The organism is Halorubrum halophilum (assembly GCF_000739595.1).
In the GTDB taxonomy this organism is placed as follows: domain Archaea; phylum Halobacteriota; class Halobacteria; order Halobacteriales; family Haloferacaceae; genus Halorubrum; species Halorubrum halophilum.
In genome coordinates, this window is sequence record NZ_BBJP01000001.1 from 1 (window position 1) to 16,053 (window position 16,053).

Annotated in this window: 14 protein-coding genes and 1 pseudogene; 9 read left to right on the forward strand and 6 right to left on the reverse strand. The window is 61.1% G+C overall.

Features of this window, described 5'->3' with window-relative positions; all coding sequences use genetic code 11:
• Both ACP96_RS17405 and ACP96_RS00005 read left to right on the forward strand, forming a co-directional pair.
• Positions 1-216: pseudogene (locus ACP96_RS17405) on the forward strand (IS66 family transposase); the annotation flags it as partial.
• 47 nt (positions 217-263) lie between these two features.
• Entirely contained in the window at positions 264-1,439 is a 1,176-nt protein-coding gene (locus ACP96_RS00005) for a mandelate racemase/muconate lactonizing enzyme family protein (protein WP_050031695.1), read from the forward strand.
• A 115-nt stretch (positions 1,440-1,554) separates the two neighbouring features.
• On the opposite strand, the gene ACP96_RS00010 is transcribed toward ACP96_RS00005, so the two are convergent.
• From ACP96_RS00010 to ACP96_RS00025, 4 genes are all read right to left on the reverse strand, one after another.
• A complete protein-coding gene (locus ACP96_RS00010; protein WP_050031696.1) occupies positions 1,555-2,421 on the reverse strand; it encodes a fumarylacetoacetate hydrolase family protein in 867 nt (288 codons plus the stop codon).
• 315 nt (positions 2,422-2,736) lie between these two features.
• Positions 2,737-3,393: a hypothetical protein gene (locus ACP96_RS00015; protein ID WP_050031615.1), complete on the reverse strand. Its 657-nt coding sequence runs from the start codon at positions 3,391-3,393 to the stop codon at positions 2,737-2,739.
• Complete coding sequence (locus tag ACP96_RS00020) at positions 3,390-4,064, reverse strand: DsbA family protein (protein ID WP_050031616.1); 675 nt, start codon at positions 4,062-4,064, stop codon at positions 3,390-3,392. The genes ACP96_RS00015 and ACP96_RS00020 overlap by 4 nt, the downstream gene beginning before the upstream one ends.
• A complete protein-coding gene (locus tag ACP96_RS00025) occupies positions 4,061-5,062 on the reverse strand; it encodes an ABC transporter substrate-binding protein (protein ID WP_050031617.1) in 1,002 nt (333 codons plus the stop codon). Before ACP96_RS00025 ends, ACP96_RS00020 begins: the two co-directional genes overlap by 4 nt.
• Before the next feature lie 182 nt (positions 5,063-5,244).
• On the opposite strand from ACP96_RS00025, the gene ACP96_RS00030 reads away from it, so the two are divergent.
• The 6 genes from ACP96_RS00030 to ACP96_RS00055 all read left to right on the forward strand — a co-directional run bounded on the left by ACP96_RS00030 (position 5,245) and on the right by ACP96_RS00055 (position 11,334).
• Positions 5,245-6,006, forward strand: coding sequence for an HpcH/HpaI aldolase family protein (locus tag ACP96_RS00030; protein ID WP_050031618.1), 762 nt, complete (start codon positions 5,245-5,247; stop codon positions 6,004-6,006).
• Positions 6,007-6,057: 51 nt separating this feature from the next.
• Entirely contained in the window at positions 6,058-7,131 is a 1,074-nt protein-coding gene (locus ACP96_RS00035; RefSeq protein ID WP_237561583.1) for a C-terminal binding protein, read from the forward strand.
• Positions 7,132-7,874: 743 nt separating this feature from the next.
• Positions 7,875-8,843, forward strand: coding sequence for a TRAP transporter substrate-binding protein DctP (dctP, locus tag ACP96_RS00040; protein ID WP_050031620.1), 969 nt, complete (start codon positions 7,875-7,877; stop codon positions 8,841-8,843).
• Positions 8,844-8,911: 68 nt separating this feature from the next.
• Entirely contained in the window at positions 8,912-9,349 is a 438-nt protein-coding gene (locus ACP96_RS00045; protein WP_050031621.1) for a universal stress protein, read from the forward strand.
• 127 nt (positions 9,350-9,476) lie between these two features.
• On the forward strand, positions 9,477-10,058 hold the full coding sequence (locus ACP96_RS00050) for a TRAP transporter small permease (RefSeq protein ID WP_050031622.1): 582 nt from the start codon (positions 9,477-9,479) through the stop codon (positions 10,056-10,058).
• Entirely contained in the window at positions 10,051-11,334 is a 1,284-nt protein-coding gene (locus ACP96_RS00055; RefSeq protein ID WP_050031624.1) for a TRAP transporter large permease, read from the forward strand. The genes ACP96_RS00050 and ACP96_RS00055 overlap by 8 nt, the downstream gene beginning before the upstream one ends.
• Before the next feature lie 494 nt (positions 11,335-11,828).
• On the opposite strand, the gene gfo6 is transcribed toward ACP96_RS00055, so the two are convergent.
• Complete coding sequence (gfo6, locus tag ACP96_RS00060; RefSeq protein ID WP_050031626.1) at positions 11,829-12,917, reverse strand: D-xylose 1-dehydrogenase Gfo6; 1,089 nt, start codon at positions 12,915-12,917, stop codon at positions 11,829-11,831.
• A 138-nt stretch (positions 12,918-13,055) separates the two neighbouring features.
• Between gfo6 and xacF the strand changes: the two genes are divergently transcribed.
• Positions 13,056-14,534: a 2,5-dioxovalerate dehydrogenase gene (gene xacF / locus ACP96_RS00065; RefSeq protein ID WP_449272131.1), complete on the forward strand. Its 1,479-nt coding sequence runs from the start codon at positions 13,056-13,058 to the stop codon at positions 14,532-14,534.
• A gap of 709 nt (positions 14,535-15,243) precedes the next feature.
• Here the strand turns inward: xacF and xacR are convergent.
• Positions 15,244-15,999 (reverse strand): HTH-type transcriptional regulator XacR, encoded by a 756-nt coding sequence (gene xacR / locus ACP96_RS00070; RefSeq protein ID WP_050031629.1) that lies wholly within the window; start codon positions 15,997-15,999, stop codon positions 15,244-15,246.
• Positions 16,000-16,053: the final 54 nt, after the last annotated feature.

The following is a 16,053-nucleotide window of genomic DNA, read 5'->3' on the forward strand; positions in this document are numbered from 1 at the left end:
TATTCGCGTGCTTCTCGTGCACCAGTCGTTCTCCGTAAAATCAGCGGGACACTCCGTAACGATCGAGGTATGTTCGTTCACGAGACGATCTTGTCCCTGCTGGCGACATGGCGCCAGCAGGGACGCAATCCCTACGAAGAACTTCGCCGAGTCGTCAACAACAATGAGATGATCTCACGGACTCACGCTGTGCCGGCTGTCGAGACTTCGGGGTAAACTCATACGATATGTTTAATAGTTCGGTGGGTGACGGAATGAGCGCAATGTCGGATGTAAGCATCACCGGCGTAGAAACATATCTGGTCGCGAATCCGTGGAAGCCATGGGTGTTCGTCGAAGTCGAGACGGACGCCGGTGTCACCGGAATCGCTGAAGCGACCACGCACGACAAACCGCGCACGGTTGCGGCAGCCATCGACGAGATGTCGAACTTCTTCATTGGCCGGGATCCGTTCGACACCGAAGCCCTCTGGCTGGAGATGTATCGCGACGAATGGTTCTCCAAGAACGTCATCAACACCACCGTCGCCTCCGCCATCGATATGGCATGCTGGGACATCAAGGGGAAGATCCTCGACAAACCGGTCTACGACCTCCTCGGCGGAGCCGTTCACGGCACTGAGCTACGGACATATGCGAACGGCTGGTATCAGGAGACCGGCGGCACCCCCGAGGGCTTCGCCGAGGCTGCCGAACGGGTCATCGACGACGGCTACGATGCGATGAAATTCGACCCCTTCGGTACCGCCTGGCAGTCCATGTCGCGCAAAGAGCAGAACAAGGCTGTTGATATTGTGGGCGCGGTTCGCGAGGCTGTCGGCCCCGACGTCGACCTCCTCATCGAGTGCCACGGCCGCTTCTCCGCTGGCCAGGCCGTCGAGATATCCCGCGAACTCGCGGAGTTTGATCTGACTTGGTTCGAAGAGCCGTGTCCTCCGGACTCTATCAACAGCCTCGCGGAGGTGTCGCGAAAGTCTCCCATCCCGGTTGCCACGGGTGAGCGGCACATGACCAAACACGACTTCTACGAGCTGGTCACGCGCACTGATGTCGATGTCTTCCAGCCAGACCTGATGAACACAGGTGGCATTACCGAAGGAAAGAAGATTGCCGGTCTATCGGAGGCCGACCACGTCGATATCGCCCCGCACAACCCCCAAGGCCCCGTCGCAGGTGCTATCTACGGGCACTTCTGTACATCTATCCCGAATTTCCGAATTCAAGAGATGTTCCAGACGTACGACGCCGACTGGGTCGACAACATACTGAAGGACCCGCTTGTCGTCGAAGACGGTTATATGCAGATTCCCGACGGCCCCGGCTACGGCATCGAGCTCGACCACGACATTATCGAGGAACACGAATATACCGAGGATAAGGTCCATACTATCGATCTCTGGGAATCCGGCTGGGAGGACCGCGCACAGAACAAGCGCTAACCCTGTCATCGAACCACTCGCGAGTTTGGGGTCACCGACCTCGACTCGCGTCCCGAGACAGTGTAGTGGGCTGTTTTGCTCCCCGGTATCACTCAGTATTACCTGCGAAGGTACCTTATACGTGCTTGACGCCGTTGTGGAGGGTTCCGATCGTCTCAAGGTCGATCGTGATATCGTCGCCGGGCTTGAGGGTGAATCCTTCCTCGGGGACGAGTGCCGTCCCGGTGAACAGTACCGCGAGCTCCGGCACCGCGTTGTGTCGTGTATAGTACGAGACCAGCTCGTCGCATGTCCGCGCCATCTCGCCGGTCGTCGTGGACTCAGCGTACATCGTCTCGCCGTCGCGGGTAATGTCAATATGCATTTCGAGGCTGTGCGGATCTCCGACAGTTGCCGTCGAGGTCACGTTGGGGCCAAGCGAACAACACCGATCGTAGACCTTGGCCTGCGGAAGGTATAGTGGGTTCTTCCCCTCAATATCTCGGCTACTGACGTCGTTCCCGATTGTGTATCCTACTGGCTCACCCCGATAGAGGACGATCCCGAGTTCCGGTTCGGGCACGTCCCATGTAGAGTCGGAGCGGATCCCAACATTGTCGTCCGGACCGACGGTGTGGTTCTCCGTCGCCTTGAAGAAAATTTCCGGGCGCTCGCTCTCGTAAACGTTGAGGTACATCTCCGGCATGGTGCTTTCTGCCTCCCGTGCCTCCTCGCTGATCTCGTAGGTCACTCCCGCGGCCCACACCTCGTCAGGGACGACGGGGCGCAAAGGCGTGTTGAGGACGGACTGATCGAGTTCTGAGGCGTCGTCAAGGAGCCCGGCGGTGATGTCGTCAATATCGGTTCCCGTGACCGAGGCGACGCTCGCGAGGTCTCTGAACCGTTCAATGTCGTTGTGCGCGCTGGTGAGGTCGTAAACCATGCTATCGGTTTCCACGACCAGACGTGGCTCACTTTCTGCATGGATAGCGTAGTACCGCATCATCTCATCATTGAAAACAAGAGGGTTAATTCTATCGACGGGAGCAAACGAACTGTCCTCGGCTGAAAGACTTTCAAGGCCGGCGTCGTGAAGATTACCGAGAAGACGACCGGTCTAGAGATGCATGTCTCGTCGGCGGCCTGAAGATCCCCTCGATCAACACGTACCACGACAGGGACGCAGGACTAGCGTTCCAAATGACAATGAGGACGGTCTACGACAGCTACTCATCGTTCGGCGTACCGCCTCCCGACCGTCAGCGGTCTCGATCCAGAATGGTCGGCCGCCGGAATCACCGTCTCCACAGTTTTCCGACTACTTCCCGCTCGGTTCCGCGTTACCATTCCCGTTCTCCGCGCCGCCGCCCCGCTCGCCGATCTCGCAGACGTCGGCCTCTATCGCCGTAAGCCGGTACGCGGAGAATCCGAGAAGTCCGATCGATGCCCAGAGGACAGCGAGCCCGTCGAAGGGGAGGACGGAAGCGCCGTTGGCGGCGCCTGCACTGAACAGTGCGGCTAGGACGGTCGATCCGCAGCTCGCACACCCCCCACCGACAGTAGCAGCAATGACGCCGAGACCCGCGCCACCCGCGCCCTCTGCGGCGCCCGCGGCGCGACGGATCTGGTACGTCGCCAGCGTGACCACGACACCGGTCGCGAGCGCAACGAGAACAAGGCTCACTTCCTCGACGGTAGGTGGTGTGCCGACGCCGGGGAAGAGCGAGACGGCCACCTTCACACGAGACGCGAGTGGAAACCCCTCACCGAGGACGACATCGAGCACCACTGCCGGGTTCCGCGCGGCCGTCGACAGGACAAGCGTCGACGCCGCTGCTAGGAGGGCGACCGCCGTGCCCCGTGGTCTGCGGAGGGTGTCGACTGTGATCCGGACCGCCGTCGCCAGATCATCTCGGTCGGTCGGCAGCGGACGCGAGGGGACGTTCCGACCGTCTCTGTGACCGCTCCGGCTCATAGCTCGAGTGCCCCCTCGAAGACCCCGTACGGCTGGTTTCCGACGACGGTCGTGACGTACGACCCCTCGCGGAAGAGCACAAATCCTGGCAATGTGTCCACCTCGTTCTCCTTCGCGGCCGCCTCGTCCGCCGCCACGCGGTCTTCGATATCCGGGTTCCCGCCGTCCATCGTGCCGACAACCGCATCCGGATCGGCGTTGATATCGAGGTCTGCGAGGAGAGACCGTGTCGCGTCTGCAACGGTGTCCGCGTCGATGGCATCCCGCTCGTCGTAGTACCCCTCTTTCAGCGTCCAGAATCCGTCTGGATCGCGCTCGCGGACGGCCCACAGCGCACGGGTTGCTGGTCGTCCCCAGGGCTCGACGCTCGGTACGCCTCGCCAGACGTAGGTCGCGCGCCCCGCGTCGATCATCTCTGCCCGCAGCTGTGGGAGCGTCGAGTCGGCGAACGCTGCACACGAGCTACAGGAGGGATCCTCGAACGCGACGACTACCGCCTCCGCGTCGGACGGATCGGGACCGAGCGTCGGTGCCTCTTTGAGTCCATCGCCAGCCGGGTGCGTCGTGAGCGACGGTGACTCCTCTTTGTCGCCGAGACATCCGCTGAGCGACCCGCTGGCGACCGCCGCACCGGTTACCAGTGCCGCCCGTCGGGTGAACGTTCGGGTCACAGATCGAGAGGTTCAATTCCGACCGCCGACGCGGCGTTGAGGTACGCACTGCGCGCCGACTCGTCGAGTGTGCGGTGCGGGTGACGGGTCCACTCGGTCGGTCGCCACATTGCGTCAGTTCCTGTCTTGAAGTCCAGTCCCCAGTCGATGAACTCCAGTGCCGTATGTGGGCTTTTGGCCCCTCTCGGCACGGCGAAGGTGTTCTGTGAGTAGAGGACGCCGGCCTCGGGAGCCACCTCAACGATCGGCGTCCCGTCCTGCGAACAGAGACACATTCGCGGGTTCGGGAGCACGGCTGCTTGGACGCTGGCGTCGCGGAACGCCCGCCAGCAGTCGTTCCAGTCGGTCCAGTACGATGTCACGAGCGGCTCCTGTGCGACGAGTGCCTCGCGGATCGCGTCGGGATCGTCCGGATTGTTCGGATCCTGTCCCGTGTACAGTGCGGCGATCTGCGCGGCGAGGATCGGATCTGCGGGCATCGAGATGTGGCCGGACAGCGATTCGTCCCACAGCAGGTCCCAAGATGAGGGGCGATCGAGCGTGTCGCGGTGGAACGCGAGCGCGTACGTCATTGGTGTCTGCGGGACCCCGTACAGCTCCCCGTCGCGGACGTAAAACGACTCGTCGTGGTCGTACCGCTCCTCCTCTGGCGGCCAGAACGGCACGGTGTTGCCAGGGAGCGGCTCAAGGAGATCCTCGTCGACGGCGCGCTGGAACCGCCGAGATGGGAGCGTAACCACGTCCGGAGTCTCGCCGTTGGTGAGGCGGGCGTACTGCTCGGCAGCCGAGACGGTCTCGCTCTCGATATCTTCAAGCTCCGCGTCGAACTGGAACGCCTCGGCCTGTGACCGCCAGTAGTGCTGCCACGACCAGTAGGTCAGCTCCTCCGAGGACGACAACGGCGGCCACTCGTCGAGCGACGCCGCACTCCGCCGCTGTTGTCCGCGAGCGAGACACCCCACGATCCCGCTCGCGCCCACGGCGCCGATTTCGGCCATGATTCTTCGTCGTGATCTGGTCATACATAATTTCATACACTCTATCAATGTATGTGTTACGGTGACACAGATCACAGAAATCCTCGACATCGATTCACGCAGACACAAGAGAGGTAATATATCCCATGTGTGCGGGTGACACAAGAGTAACGTTTTAATCACGTCGCAAAAAGGTATCATCTATGGGTCAGCCAACCCTCAAGGAGCAATTGGAGAACGGAAACACGACCGTCGGAACCTTCCAGAGCATTCCCTCGGCCGCCATCGCGGAGATCGCCGGTCTCTCTGGGATGGACTTCACGATCCTCGATCAGGAACACGGGCCGCTCACCGCTGAGTCCTCACTGCCCCTCTGTGCGGCAGCCGAGCGGGGCGGCGCCAGCCCCATCGTCCGAGTCCGAGAAAACTCACCGTCGGAGATTCAGCGTGCTCTCGACATCGGCGCGTCGGGCGTCGAGATTCCGCAGATCGAGACACGCAAAGACGCGGAGGCTGCTGTCGCAGCGGCGCGCTTCGACCCTCTCGGCGAGCGCGGCCTCTCGCCGTACGTCCGTGCGGGCGGGTACGATGGGAGCGACAACTACACCGCCGAACAGAACGAGGAGACGCTCGTCGCAATCCACGTCGAAGGACAGGAGGGGCTCGACAACCTCGACGGCATCCTCGACGTCGAAGGGATCGACGTGGTGTTCCTCGGGCCGTACGACCTCTCGCAGTCGCTTGGTATCGCCGGACAGGTGACAGACGAGCGCGTCGAAGAGACGATGGAGGAAGTGTGCAGTCGCGCCCGCAATGCCGGGAAGATCGTCGGTACCTACGCGGATACACCCGAACTGGCCAACCGCTGGATTGATGTCGGTGTGCAGTACGTCGCAATCTCTGTCGACGCCGCGCTGCTCAAGGGCCGATTCACTGAAGTCGTGGATGCCGTGGACACGTCGTAGACGGCGGTCGATACCCTATAACGCTGGAACGGCCGACGCGCCTGACAAGATGTGATCGTCGAGGAACGGGATCTCTCGGGGAATCCCGCTGGCAACACGACCGCAGACTTTTTTTATCATATAGCCACCTATTTCGTAGTGATGACATACACGATCGCGATTTCACAGGCGGACTTTCCGAACGCGAACACGGAACTCGAGGTCTTCGAACTCGCAGACGAAGATATCGCCGTGACCGTTGGATCGGCCGAATCGGAGGCAGAACTCATCGAGTTGGCCTCGGGCGCAGACGGCCTGTTAGTCCAGTACGCGCAGGTCACGGAGTCGGTGTTCGAACAGCTCCCGGAGCTGTCGGTGGTGTCACGGTACGGTATCGGCGTTGACAACATTGACGTAGAGGCAGCGACGGAACACGGCGTCGCGGTCACCCACGTTCCGTCGTACTGCGAGGAGGAAGTGGCGACCCACGCGATCTCGCTACTCATGACACTCGTGCGCAAGACTTCGCGCTACGACCGCGAGGTCAAGTCCGGCAACTGGGACTGGAAGATCGGCCGGCCGATCGAGCCGCTGACGGGGAAAACTGTCGGCTTCGCGGCGTTTGGGAAGATCCCACGGACGTTCGCGAAGCTGCTCGACGGGTTTGACCTCGAATACCTCACGTACGACCCGTACCTTTCAGAGGAAGATGTCGCCGACCACTCGGTCGAACTCGTCTCCTTTGAGACCCTGTTGGCCGAGTCGGATGTCATTTCAATACACGCCCCGCTCGTCAAGGAGACACGACACCTCTTCGATGCGGACGCATTCCGGCAAATGAAAGACTCCGCGTTTCTTCTCAACACCGCACGCGGACCAATCGTCGACGAAGACGCCCTCAATGAGGCACTGCTTGCGGACGAGATCGCCGGGGTCGGGGTCGACGTCATGAAGGAAGAGCCGACCCACGAGTCGCCGCTGTTCGAGCGGGAGGACACGGTTGTCACGCCGCACGTCGCGTGGTACTCGGAATCTTCTTTGACTGAGCTCCGGCAGAAGGCAGCCGAGAACCTAGTTCGCTATCTGCATGGGGAAGCCCCCCATGGATTCGTTAACGAGTCCAGTGTTTCACTTCCCGACAAGTAAACACTCACCGACCTGTTCAAGTTGTATGTATTCCCCAGAACGATTTCGCCACTCTCTCAGCAACGACATCATGCCATCTTTCTGTGAAAGCGTTCAGACTGCTCTGTTGAATAGCGTCCTCTGAGTCGAAACAAAGTGTCCTCCACTTTAGGATCACCTACAGCAACCCCTCATATGCTGCTTCTCATTCCGGCATTTGCTGATGGCACCGCTATTCAACAGAGCAGCTTAGACCATATTATTGTGGGAACTGACCAGTCCAGATCGTAGTATCGGCGAGCTAATACACTAGATCGAAGAAATTTCCATCTAACGTGCGAAGTCAAGCTAAAGACGGTTGAACAAGCGAGTTATCCGCGACAACGAGATGGTCTCATAGACTCATAAGAATCGTTGCGATTTTTCACACGTGGTTGGTAACTGATGACAGTGTCAGCCGTGCTGAGGAATGCATCCGTGTAATAGATGAAACTAACCGCAACAATCACTATCGGACTGATCCGGGTGTTGATTCTCCGGGGTAAACACTCCCCCCCCCCACCACAAGTTTTATAATAAAACATGATACACGGTGTTGTGTGATGCAAGACGATAGTGATAGACGGTCTTTCATGCGCAAAGCTGGGGCTGCAAGTGTAACCGCTGGCATGATGTCGATCGCTGGCTGTAGCTCCCTCGGTGGCGGTGACTCCGATAGTAGTGGAGGCGGGAGTAACTCGGGGTCTGGCAGCGGTGGTCCCGAGATGCCCGAGATGACCGCCACGCTTGGTCACTCCGGTCCGGAGGATATCACCCAACATCAGCACCGCGCCGCAGTGACGTTCAAGAATCACATCGAATCGGCGTCTGATGGGAACTTCACCATCGAGATCTCTCCCGGTGGCGCGCTGGGGAGCCTGCGGGAGATGATCGAGCAGAACCAGTCGGGATCGCTGGAGCTCGTTGGGTCAACCGCGGAGGGACACATCGCTCCATTCTACCCGAACATCAACGTCTACGCCCTGCCGTACGCGTTCCGGAATGTCGAGGTGGCTAACTACGTCTTCGATAACGAATTTGGTGACACCCTCTGGGAGGACTTCCGCGACCAGACTGGGCTCCGGATGTTGACGTGGTACGACAATGGTGGATTCCGGTCGTTCGGCGTCTCTGGCGTCGAGATCGAATCTGTAGAGGACATGGAGGGGCTTGATATTCGGACGATGCAGATCGAGGCCCACCAAGAGCTGGTAAGTCAGTTGGGTGCCAACCCGACTCCGATCGACTGGAATGAACTATACCAAGCCATCGAGCAAGGCGTCGTCGCCGGACAAGAGAACTCTATCCCGACGGTGATCTCTGGTGACCTCCACGAGGTGCTCGATTGGATCATCCTTGATCGACACGTGTTCACGATGAACTTTATCCACGGTAACGAGGAGTGGTTCCAAGGTCTCCCGCAGTACTACCAGCAGCTAGTCGTCCAAGCAGGACAGCTGGCTTCGCAGGAGGCACGGAGTATCAACCGCATCCAACGTGAGCGGGGTAGACAGACGGTTGAGGACGCCGGGGTCACGGTCTACGATCCGCCACAGGACGTCATCGACGACTTCGCGGAGGCGACACAGGAGCCTGTCGGCGAAGTCGTCCGCGACCAGATGGACGACCCTGGTCTGGTCGACGAGATGCAGGAAGCGATCCAGCAGGCTGAAGAAGATCTCGGGTACCAGTAAGCGTTCACCACCTGTGTCCGTCCGATGTACAGCGATCCGACCGAACCGGTTCTCTCTTTCCAGTGACAATGTACGAAATACTACTCCCGATAACGACCGATAGCGCGCGCACGATCCGTCAGATAGCGGCCGTCGAAGACCTTCCACTCCAGCGGGACGAGGTCGAAGTGACGCCGTTATACGTCTTCGAAGAGCTCGACTCCGATCTCGGCGGCGTCGTGTCCACGAAGGAGTACAGTGACGTGCCCGAGACGATGAGTCAAGCCACGGACCGGCTCACCGAACTAGGGTTCGAAATCAACCCGATCATCGCCGAGGGAGATCCCAAAGACCTCATCGTCTCGATAGCTGACGAGCGGGACGTTGATCACATTCTGGTGACCGGCCACCGTCGCTCGCCCGCCGGAAAGGTGTTGTTCGGGAGCGTGGCCCAGGCGGTTGTGATCAACTCCGAGGTACCGGTGACCGTCGTACAGACGGTAGACGGCGACGGTGAGGAACAGTAATGATGTGGAACTACTCGTCCGGCACCGGAAAAATCAACTTCTCCGATTCCCTTGGCACGGCTGTCATGGCTATCGGAATTACTGTAACTCTTCCCACGCGATCGACCAGCGGAACGGAGGTGAACGGATGGTAACATCTCCATTCGACACGGACGGACAGTTCCGGACCGTCGCCACTCGGATCGTCGGCATAATGGACGCGGTGGACCAAGCGATCAGGAAACTGTGTCTGGGGCTGTTATCACTCCTTCTCGCCGTCGTCGTCCTCAACGTCGTGATGCGGTACGTGTTCGATAACTCGCTGGTGTGGGCGAACGAACTGTCACGGTACCTCATGGTCTGGTTCGCCCTCCTGATGACGGCCGCCCTGATCAACACGGACGACCACCTCAACGTGACCCTCGTCTACGAGAAGTTTACGTTGCGGACTCGGTACTGGATCCAGGTTGTGATGATGCTTATGTACGTCGTGATCGGACTAGTCTGGATGACCTTCGGGCTAGACTACACCCTGACGGCGGGATTACAAGCGGAGGCACCTGCCCTCAACTTTCAACTCATCTGGGTATACGTAGTTATCCCGATAAGTGGGTTGCTCGTGATTGCCTTCTCGCTCACCCGGCTGCTGCGGCTCGTCATTCTCGGCGAGACGGGCCAACTTGAGACGCAGTACGCTCCTGCTACGGAAGAGGTGACCAGCAATGATTGAACTTCTCCCGGTGCTCTTGTTCCTGTTGTTCCTGATCTTCGTCCGGATCGACATCGCATTCGCCATCGGGGCTGCCTCGTACCTCTGGTTATTCATCGCTGGCGAGTCGATGACCACAGGAGTCACGCGGGTCTTCAGCGGGCTCAACTCGTTCGTCCTGCTTGCGATTCCGTTCTTCCTGCTGGCGGGCGAACTGATGAACAACTCCGGCATCACCAATCGGATCGTCAAGTTCGCGAACTACACCATCGGGCGGTTCCGGGGCGGGCTGGCGCAAGCGAACGTCCTCGCGAGTCTGTTCTTCGCCGGCATAACCGGTGCGGCAGTTGCCGACGTCGCGGCGCTTGGGTCCGTGTTTATCCCTGCGATGGACGAGGAGGGGTACGACACCGACTTCAGTTCAGCGATCACGGCGGCATCTTCGATTGTCGGTCCGATCATCCCGCCAAGTATTATCATCGTTATCTATGGATCGGTGACGAGTACGTCGATCGGTGCGCTGTTCTCCGCTGCGATCATCCCCGGGCTCTTGCTCGGTGGAGCGCTCATGGTCATCACCGGAATCCTCTCGGTCCAACGAGACTTCCCGAGCCACACACCGGATGTGGAGCGTTCGGAGGTTCCGAGGCTGCTGTTTGACTCCCTGATCGCACTCACTATGCCCGCGATCATCCTTGGCGGCATCCTCGGCGGAGTGTTCACCCCAACCGAGGCGGCGGCGGTCGCCTGCATCTACGCACTCCTAATCGGCGGAGTCTTCTACCGGTCGCTCGGCAGTTCAGATATTTATGACTCGCTGTCAATTACCTTGGAGCGGTCGGCGCAATTGTACGCGATCATAGCCTTCGCAATGATCCTGTCGTGGATGCTCGCGAGGACGGGGATCACCCGAGATCTTGCGGCCGCCCTCGTTCAGATGGGACTGAGTCCCGAGATGTTTATGCTATTCGTCGGCGTAATCCTGCTGTTCGTCGGCACTTGGCTCGAGATCGGAGCTGCGGCTATCATTCTCGCACCCCCCCTCGCCACGATTGCGGAGACGCTCGGCATCCCAGCCTACCAATTCGGGATTATGTTTATCGTGACGCTCAACTTCGGCCTCATCACGCCGCCGCTCGGTATCTGCCTGTTCGCGGCGTCGAGCGTCTCTGACCGTCCAGTCTGGGAGATCAGCAAGGAAATCGTACCGTTCTACGTCGCTGACATCGCGGTGCTTCTGTCGATTATCTACCTGCCGTCTCTCACCCTCACTCTCCCGCGTCTGACCGGATTCTGAGGCTTTTTCAACCGTTTTTGTTTCGTCTCAGGCTTGACATCCCCGCGGTGACAACGCGAGACAGCGGGCCGGTTCCATGTCCCACTGGCACTTTCTGATGGCTGCCTACAGTCTCGTGCGTCTTGATCCTGATTCGATCGCCTTGGAATCAGTTCGATCGAAGAAATAACTCTTTTGAATAAACCAATAACATTATATAAAAGAAGTTGTCTACAGCCTTCTCTTGTGGGCTCGGGGCAACGATATTGGTCGCATCGGTGTCCGCATGACCGGGATTGACCATTCTTCATTCACTCAACCGTTAAGGCTAACGTGCAAAACTGAGGTGGTATTTTGATTCGTGGCACCTCTCAGATAGTGTACTGGACGGCAGATCGGGTGGTCTCGGGATCGTAATCGTCGCGCACGAAGTGCTGGACATCCTCGACGCGCAGGGGAAAGACGCGTCCGCGGCGTCCGAGTAGGTCCGGTGTGACTTCCCTTCGACGGCCGAGCTACGACACCGAGACCGTCGCGCCGGTCTCGGCGGCGGCGTAGATCGCTTCGAGGGCCCGCATGTCGACGAGGGCGTGGTCGCCGTCGGGGTGAATCGGCGCGTCGCGGAGCACGCGGTCGGCGAAGTAGTCGAACTCCTCGGTCATTTCGTCTTTCATCACGTCTCGCCGACCGTCGGCGACCTCCAGGCGCCGGTCGTCGCTGTGGAGCGTTAGCGTCCCTTCGGGCTGTCCGAGGAAGGCGGGTTCGAAGACCAGTTCGCCGTCGGTGCCGACGACGCGGAGGTGGCCCGTGTACGCGGCGTGCTGGCTGGCGGTGCAGGCCGCCTGCGTCCCGTCGTCGAATCGGACCGTGAAGGCGGCGTGTTGGTCCGGCACGTCGCGGAACGCCTCGTCCGTCGACCGCATCTGGGCGGTCACGCTGACGGGGTCGGCGTTGAGGACGAACCGCGCGGTATTGAGCGGGTAGATGCCCAGATCCATCACGCTCGCACCGTAGCCGACGAGGTCGGGATCGAGGCGCCACTGGTCGGGATCGCCGGAGACCGTCTCCAGCATCTGCTGGTTCATGCTCCCGTGCACGCCCACGGGATCGCCGACGGCGCCCTCCGCGATCAGTTCGCGCATCCGGCGGACCTGCGGGTCCGTCTGCATCCGGTAGGCGACCATCAGCGGGACGTCCTCGGTGGCCTCGACGAGGCGCTCGGCGCGCTCGCGGGTCGACTCCACGGGCTTCTCACAGAGGACGGCCTTCCCGTGTTCGGCGGCGGCCTCCGCGTACGGCAGGTGGAGCGCGTTCGGCGTACAGACGTAGGCCGCGTCGTACTCGTCGGTCGCTTCTCCGTCGGTGAACTCCTCGTAGGTGAGCGCGGCCTCGACGGACGGGATCTCCTCGGCGGCCGCGGACGCCTTCTCTCGGGTGCTGCTGACGAGGACGGTCGTCTCGCAGAACTTCGAGTCTTCGACGGCGGGGATCGCCTGCTCGCGGGTCCACCACCCGAGACTGATCATCGCGATCCGGAGCGTTCCCGACTTCAACTGCTCCCAGTCCCGGTGCCTGACGCTCTCGAGATAGTCGGCGGCTGACATAGCTCGACGTTCGCGGCTACCCGCAAAAGTGTATTGGACGACGCGGCTCGGCGGTGATGGCGACGCCTCTCGATCCGCGACGGCTCTCGACTCTTGACGAGCGTCATCGACGCCTCGCGGGTCACTAGAACCGTAAGAATGGTATGGGTCGGTCGCGAACGTCGACGCGTGTCAGAGCCCAACCAGAACTACGTCGGCGGAGAGTGGGTCTCCTCGGAGACGGGCGAGACCTTCGACGTCGAGAACCCCGCGAATCCCAGTGAGACGGTAGCGAGCTACCAGCAGTCCAACGAGGCGGACGCCGTCGAGGCAGTCACGGCGGCGGCCGACGCGAGCGAAGAGTGGGCGTCCACGCCCGGTCCGGAGCGCGGTCGGATCCTCCGGCAGGCGGGGTCGATCCTCGCCGATCGGAAGGACGAGCTCACCGAGATGCTCGTTGAGGAGGAGGGGAAGGCCCGTCCCGAGGCGGCCGGCGAGGTACAGCGCGCGATAGACATCTTCCACTACTTCGCCGGGAAGGCCTCGGACCTCGGCGGGACGGTGAAGGGATCGAGCAGCCGCGACACGACCCTCTACACGCGCAAGGAGCCGGTCGGCGTCGCGGCGCTGATCACGCCGTGGAACTACCCCATCGCCATCCCGGCGTGGAAGCTCGCCCCCGCGCTCGCGGCGGGCAACACCGTGGTCATCAAGCCCGCGAGCGCCGCTCCGGGCGTCGTCCTCGCGGTCACGGAAGCGCTCGACGAGGCCGGGCTCCCGGACGGCGTGCTCAACGTCGTCACCGGCCCGGGAAGCTCGGTCGGCAACGAGTTCATCACGAACGAGGGGACCGACGCCGTCTCCTTCACGGGCAGCGGACAGGTCGGCGAGATGGTCTACGATCAGGCCACGGACGCCGGCAAGCGGGTCCAGACCGAGATGGGGGGGAAGAACCCGACGCTGGTGGCCGACTCGGCCGACCCCGCGGAGGCAGCCGAGATAGTCGCGAGCGGCGGGTTCGGGACGACCGGCCAGTCGTGTACCGCGTGTTCCCGCGCGATCGTCCACGAGGACGTCTACGACGAGTTCGTCGACGAGCTCGTCGAGCGGGCCGAGGCTATCGACATCGGACCCGGGCTCGACCACGAGATGGGCCCGCAGGTCAGTGCCGACGAGCTCGAGTCTACCTTGGAGTACATCGATATCGCCCAGGATGAAGGCACGACGGTCGCGGCGGGCGGCGGCCAGCCGGCCGGCGACGCGGTCGAGACCGGCTACTTTGTCGAGCCGACCGTCCTGACCGACGTCGACAACGACGACACGATCGCGTGTGAGGAGGTGTTCGGCCCCGTCGTCGCCGTCATCAAGGTGAGCGACTACGACGAGGGGCTTCACGTCGCCAACGACGTCGAGTACGGGCTCTCGGCCAGCGTCGTCACCGACGACCACACCGAGGCCAAGCGCTTCATCGACGAGATCGAGGCCGGCGTCGCGAAGGTCAACGAGAAGACCACCGGCCTCGAACTCCACGTCCCCTTCGGCGGCTTCAAGCGCTCCTCCTCCGAAACCTGGCGCGAGCAAGGAGATGCCGGCCTCGAGTTCTACACCATCGAAAAGACCGTCTACGACAACTACTGAGGCGGTCGTCCGTTCCCTCTGTCCCGCGGGCATCGTCGCGCAATTAACCGGCCTCGTCTGTCCCACTGACGGCCGGTCCGACTTCCGTCCCGGAGGGGAGTTTTATCGAGCTCGCGGAGAAGTACGCTGCGACCACCGAGACACCACGGAACGGCGGCGGTCCCCGACCGGGAACGCGATGTTCGGCGACATCACCCAACAACTCATCCTCAAGTTCTTCGGATTCGTCACCGTTCGCACGAGCTAACCGGAACGAGCCGTCGAGAGACTCTCTATCCGGAAGTTGGCCCGCGGTGAGCCGTCGATGCAACTGTACCAACTCGACGGGTGTCGTCTGAGAAGCGTGCCGGTCGTTCAGCGTGACAGAAAATGCGTTCAAGTTGATAGGTAGTGGCTGGTGGTACTCGACTGTACAGGCAGTCGTCACGGGTGAAATGCTGTACGCCGACGGCGGCTGGCAGGCATACGGCTGGGGCGCGGGCGATCAGTAACGCTCCCAGTCACGTCGGCGTTCCGTGTGGCATGATAGTCGTTCTGAGAACCAGAACGAAAATGCGATGAACTACCGATATACGTTACAAATCTACGACTGTAATTGATTTGGGAAAAATCGATCCATATCGGCCGAATAACGGGCTTTACGTGACAATACTCCTCGTATCGATGCTCCCATCTCGCCCGAAAGGCATTCTGAATATCAGAACCAATATCAGTAGTTGATGTTCAGCTCGACGACGTTGGCCGCGCTGAGCACGCGTTCGGGGAGTCTGCCGTGGAGGTCGTCGTCGCTGACGCGGCTGGCCGGCGCCGACACGCTGATCGCGCCCAACACCTCGTCCGAGGAGTCCTTGACCGGGGCCGCGATACAGCGCAGTCCTTCGAGCCGCTCCCCGTCGTCGATCGCGTACCCGCGGTCGCGGACGCCCTCCAGCGCCTCGAACAGCTCTTCGCGAGAGCCGACGCTTCGGGGGGTCTTCCGTTCCAGTCCGCGCCGCTCGATGATCTCCTCGACGCGGGACTCGGGCAGGTGTGCGAGGATGGCCTTCCCGAGCGCGGTGGTGTGGAGGTACGTCCTGAGCCCGGCGTACGTGTCGAGGTCGACGGCCTCCTCGCCCTTCGACCGCATCAGGTACACGCCCATACCCTGCTCCTCGACGAGGAGGTTCGCGAGCTCGCCGGTCTCGTTCGCGAGCGACTTCACCTCCGGCTCGGCCACCTGATAGAACTCCATCGACTTCCGGGTGGAGCCGCCGACCTCGAGGAACTTCAGCCCGAGCTGGTACTCGTCGCCGGTCTTCAGCACGTACCCGTGCTTCTGGAGGGTCGTGAGGTGGTTGTGAACCGCGCTCTTCCCCATCTCTAGCCCATTCGCCAGCTCCGTTACCCCACACGGCCCGCGGTCCATCAGCTCCTCGACCAGCGCGAGGGTCTTCTCGGTGGTTCGCACCGGGTGTTTGGCGTCCATACTGATTGATCAAGACAGACACCGGTGATAAGTGTTCTGGATAATAGAACAGAA

Bases quoted from the DNA above. Each gene is read 5' to 3' on its own strand.
- gfo6 (WP_050031626.1), bottom strand. From the start codon at position 12,917: ATGTCAGCCGCCGACTATCTCGAGAGCGTCAGGCACCGGGACTGGGAG.
- ACP96_RS00050 (WP_050031622.1), top strand. From the start codon at position 9,477: ATGGTAACATCTCCATTCGACACGGACGGACAGTTCCGGACCGTCGCC.
- ACP96_RS00055 (WP_050031624.1), top strand. From the start codon at position 10,051: ATGATTGAACTTCTCCCGGTGCTCTTGTTCCTGTTGTTCCTGATCTTC.
- ACP96_RS00045 (WP_050031621.1), top strand. From the start codon at position 8,912: ATGTACGAAATACTACTCCCGATAACGACCGATAGCGCGCGCACGATC.
- dctP (WP_050031620.1), top strand. From the start codon at position 7,875: ATGCCCGAGATGACCGCCACGCTTGGTCACTCCGGTCCGGAGGATATC.
- ACP96_RS00010 (WP_050031696.1), bottom strand. From the start codon at position 2,421: ATGCGGTACTACGCTATCCATGCAGAAAGTGAGCCACGTCTGGTCGTG.
- xacF (WP_449272131.1), top strand. From the start codon at position 13,056: ATGGTATGGGTCGGTCGCGAACGTCGACGCGTGTCAGAGCCCAACCAG.
- ACP96_RS00005 (WP_050031695.1), top strand. From the start codon at position 264: ATGTCGGATGTAAGCATCACCGGCGTAGAAACATATCTGGTCGCGAAT.
- ACP96_RS00030 (WP_050031618.1), top strand. From the start codon at position 5,245: ATGGGTCAGCCAACCCTCAAGGAGCAATTGGAGAACGGAAACACGACC.
- xacR (WP_050031629.1), bottom strand. From the start codon at position 15,999: ATGGACGCCAAACACCCGGTGCGAACCACCGAGAAGACCCTCGCGCTG.
- ACP96_RS00025 (WP_050031617.1), bottom strand. From the start codon at position 5,062: ATGGCCGAAATCGGCGCCGTGGGCGCGAGCGGGATCGTGGGGTGTCTC.
- ACP96_RS00015 (WP_050031615.1), bottom strand. From the start codon at position 3,393: ATGAGCCGGAGCGGTCACAGAGACGGTCGGAACGTCCCCTCGCGTCCG.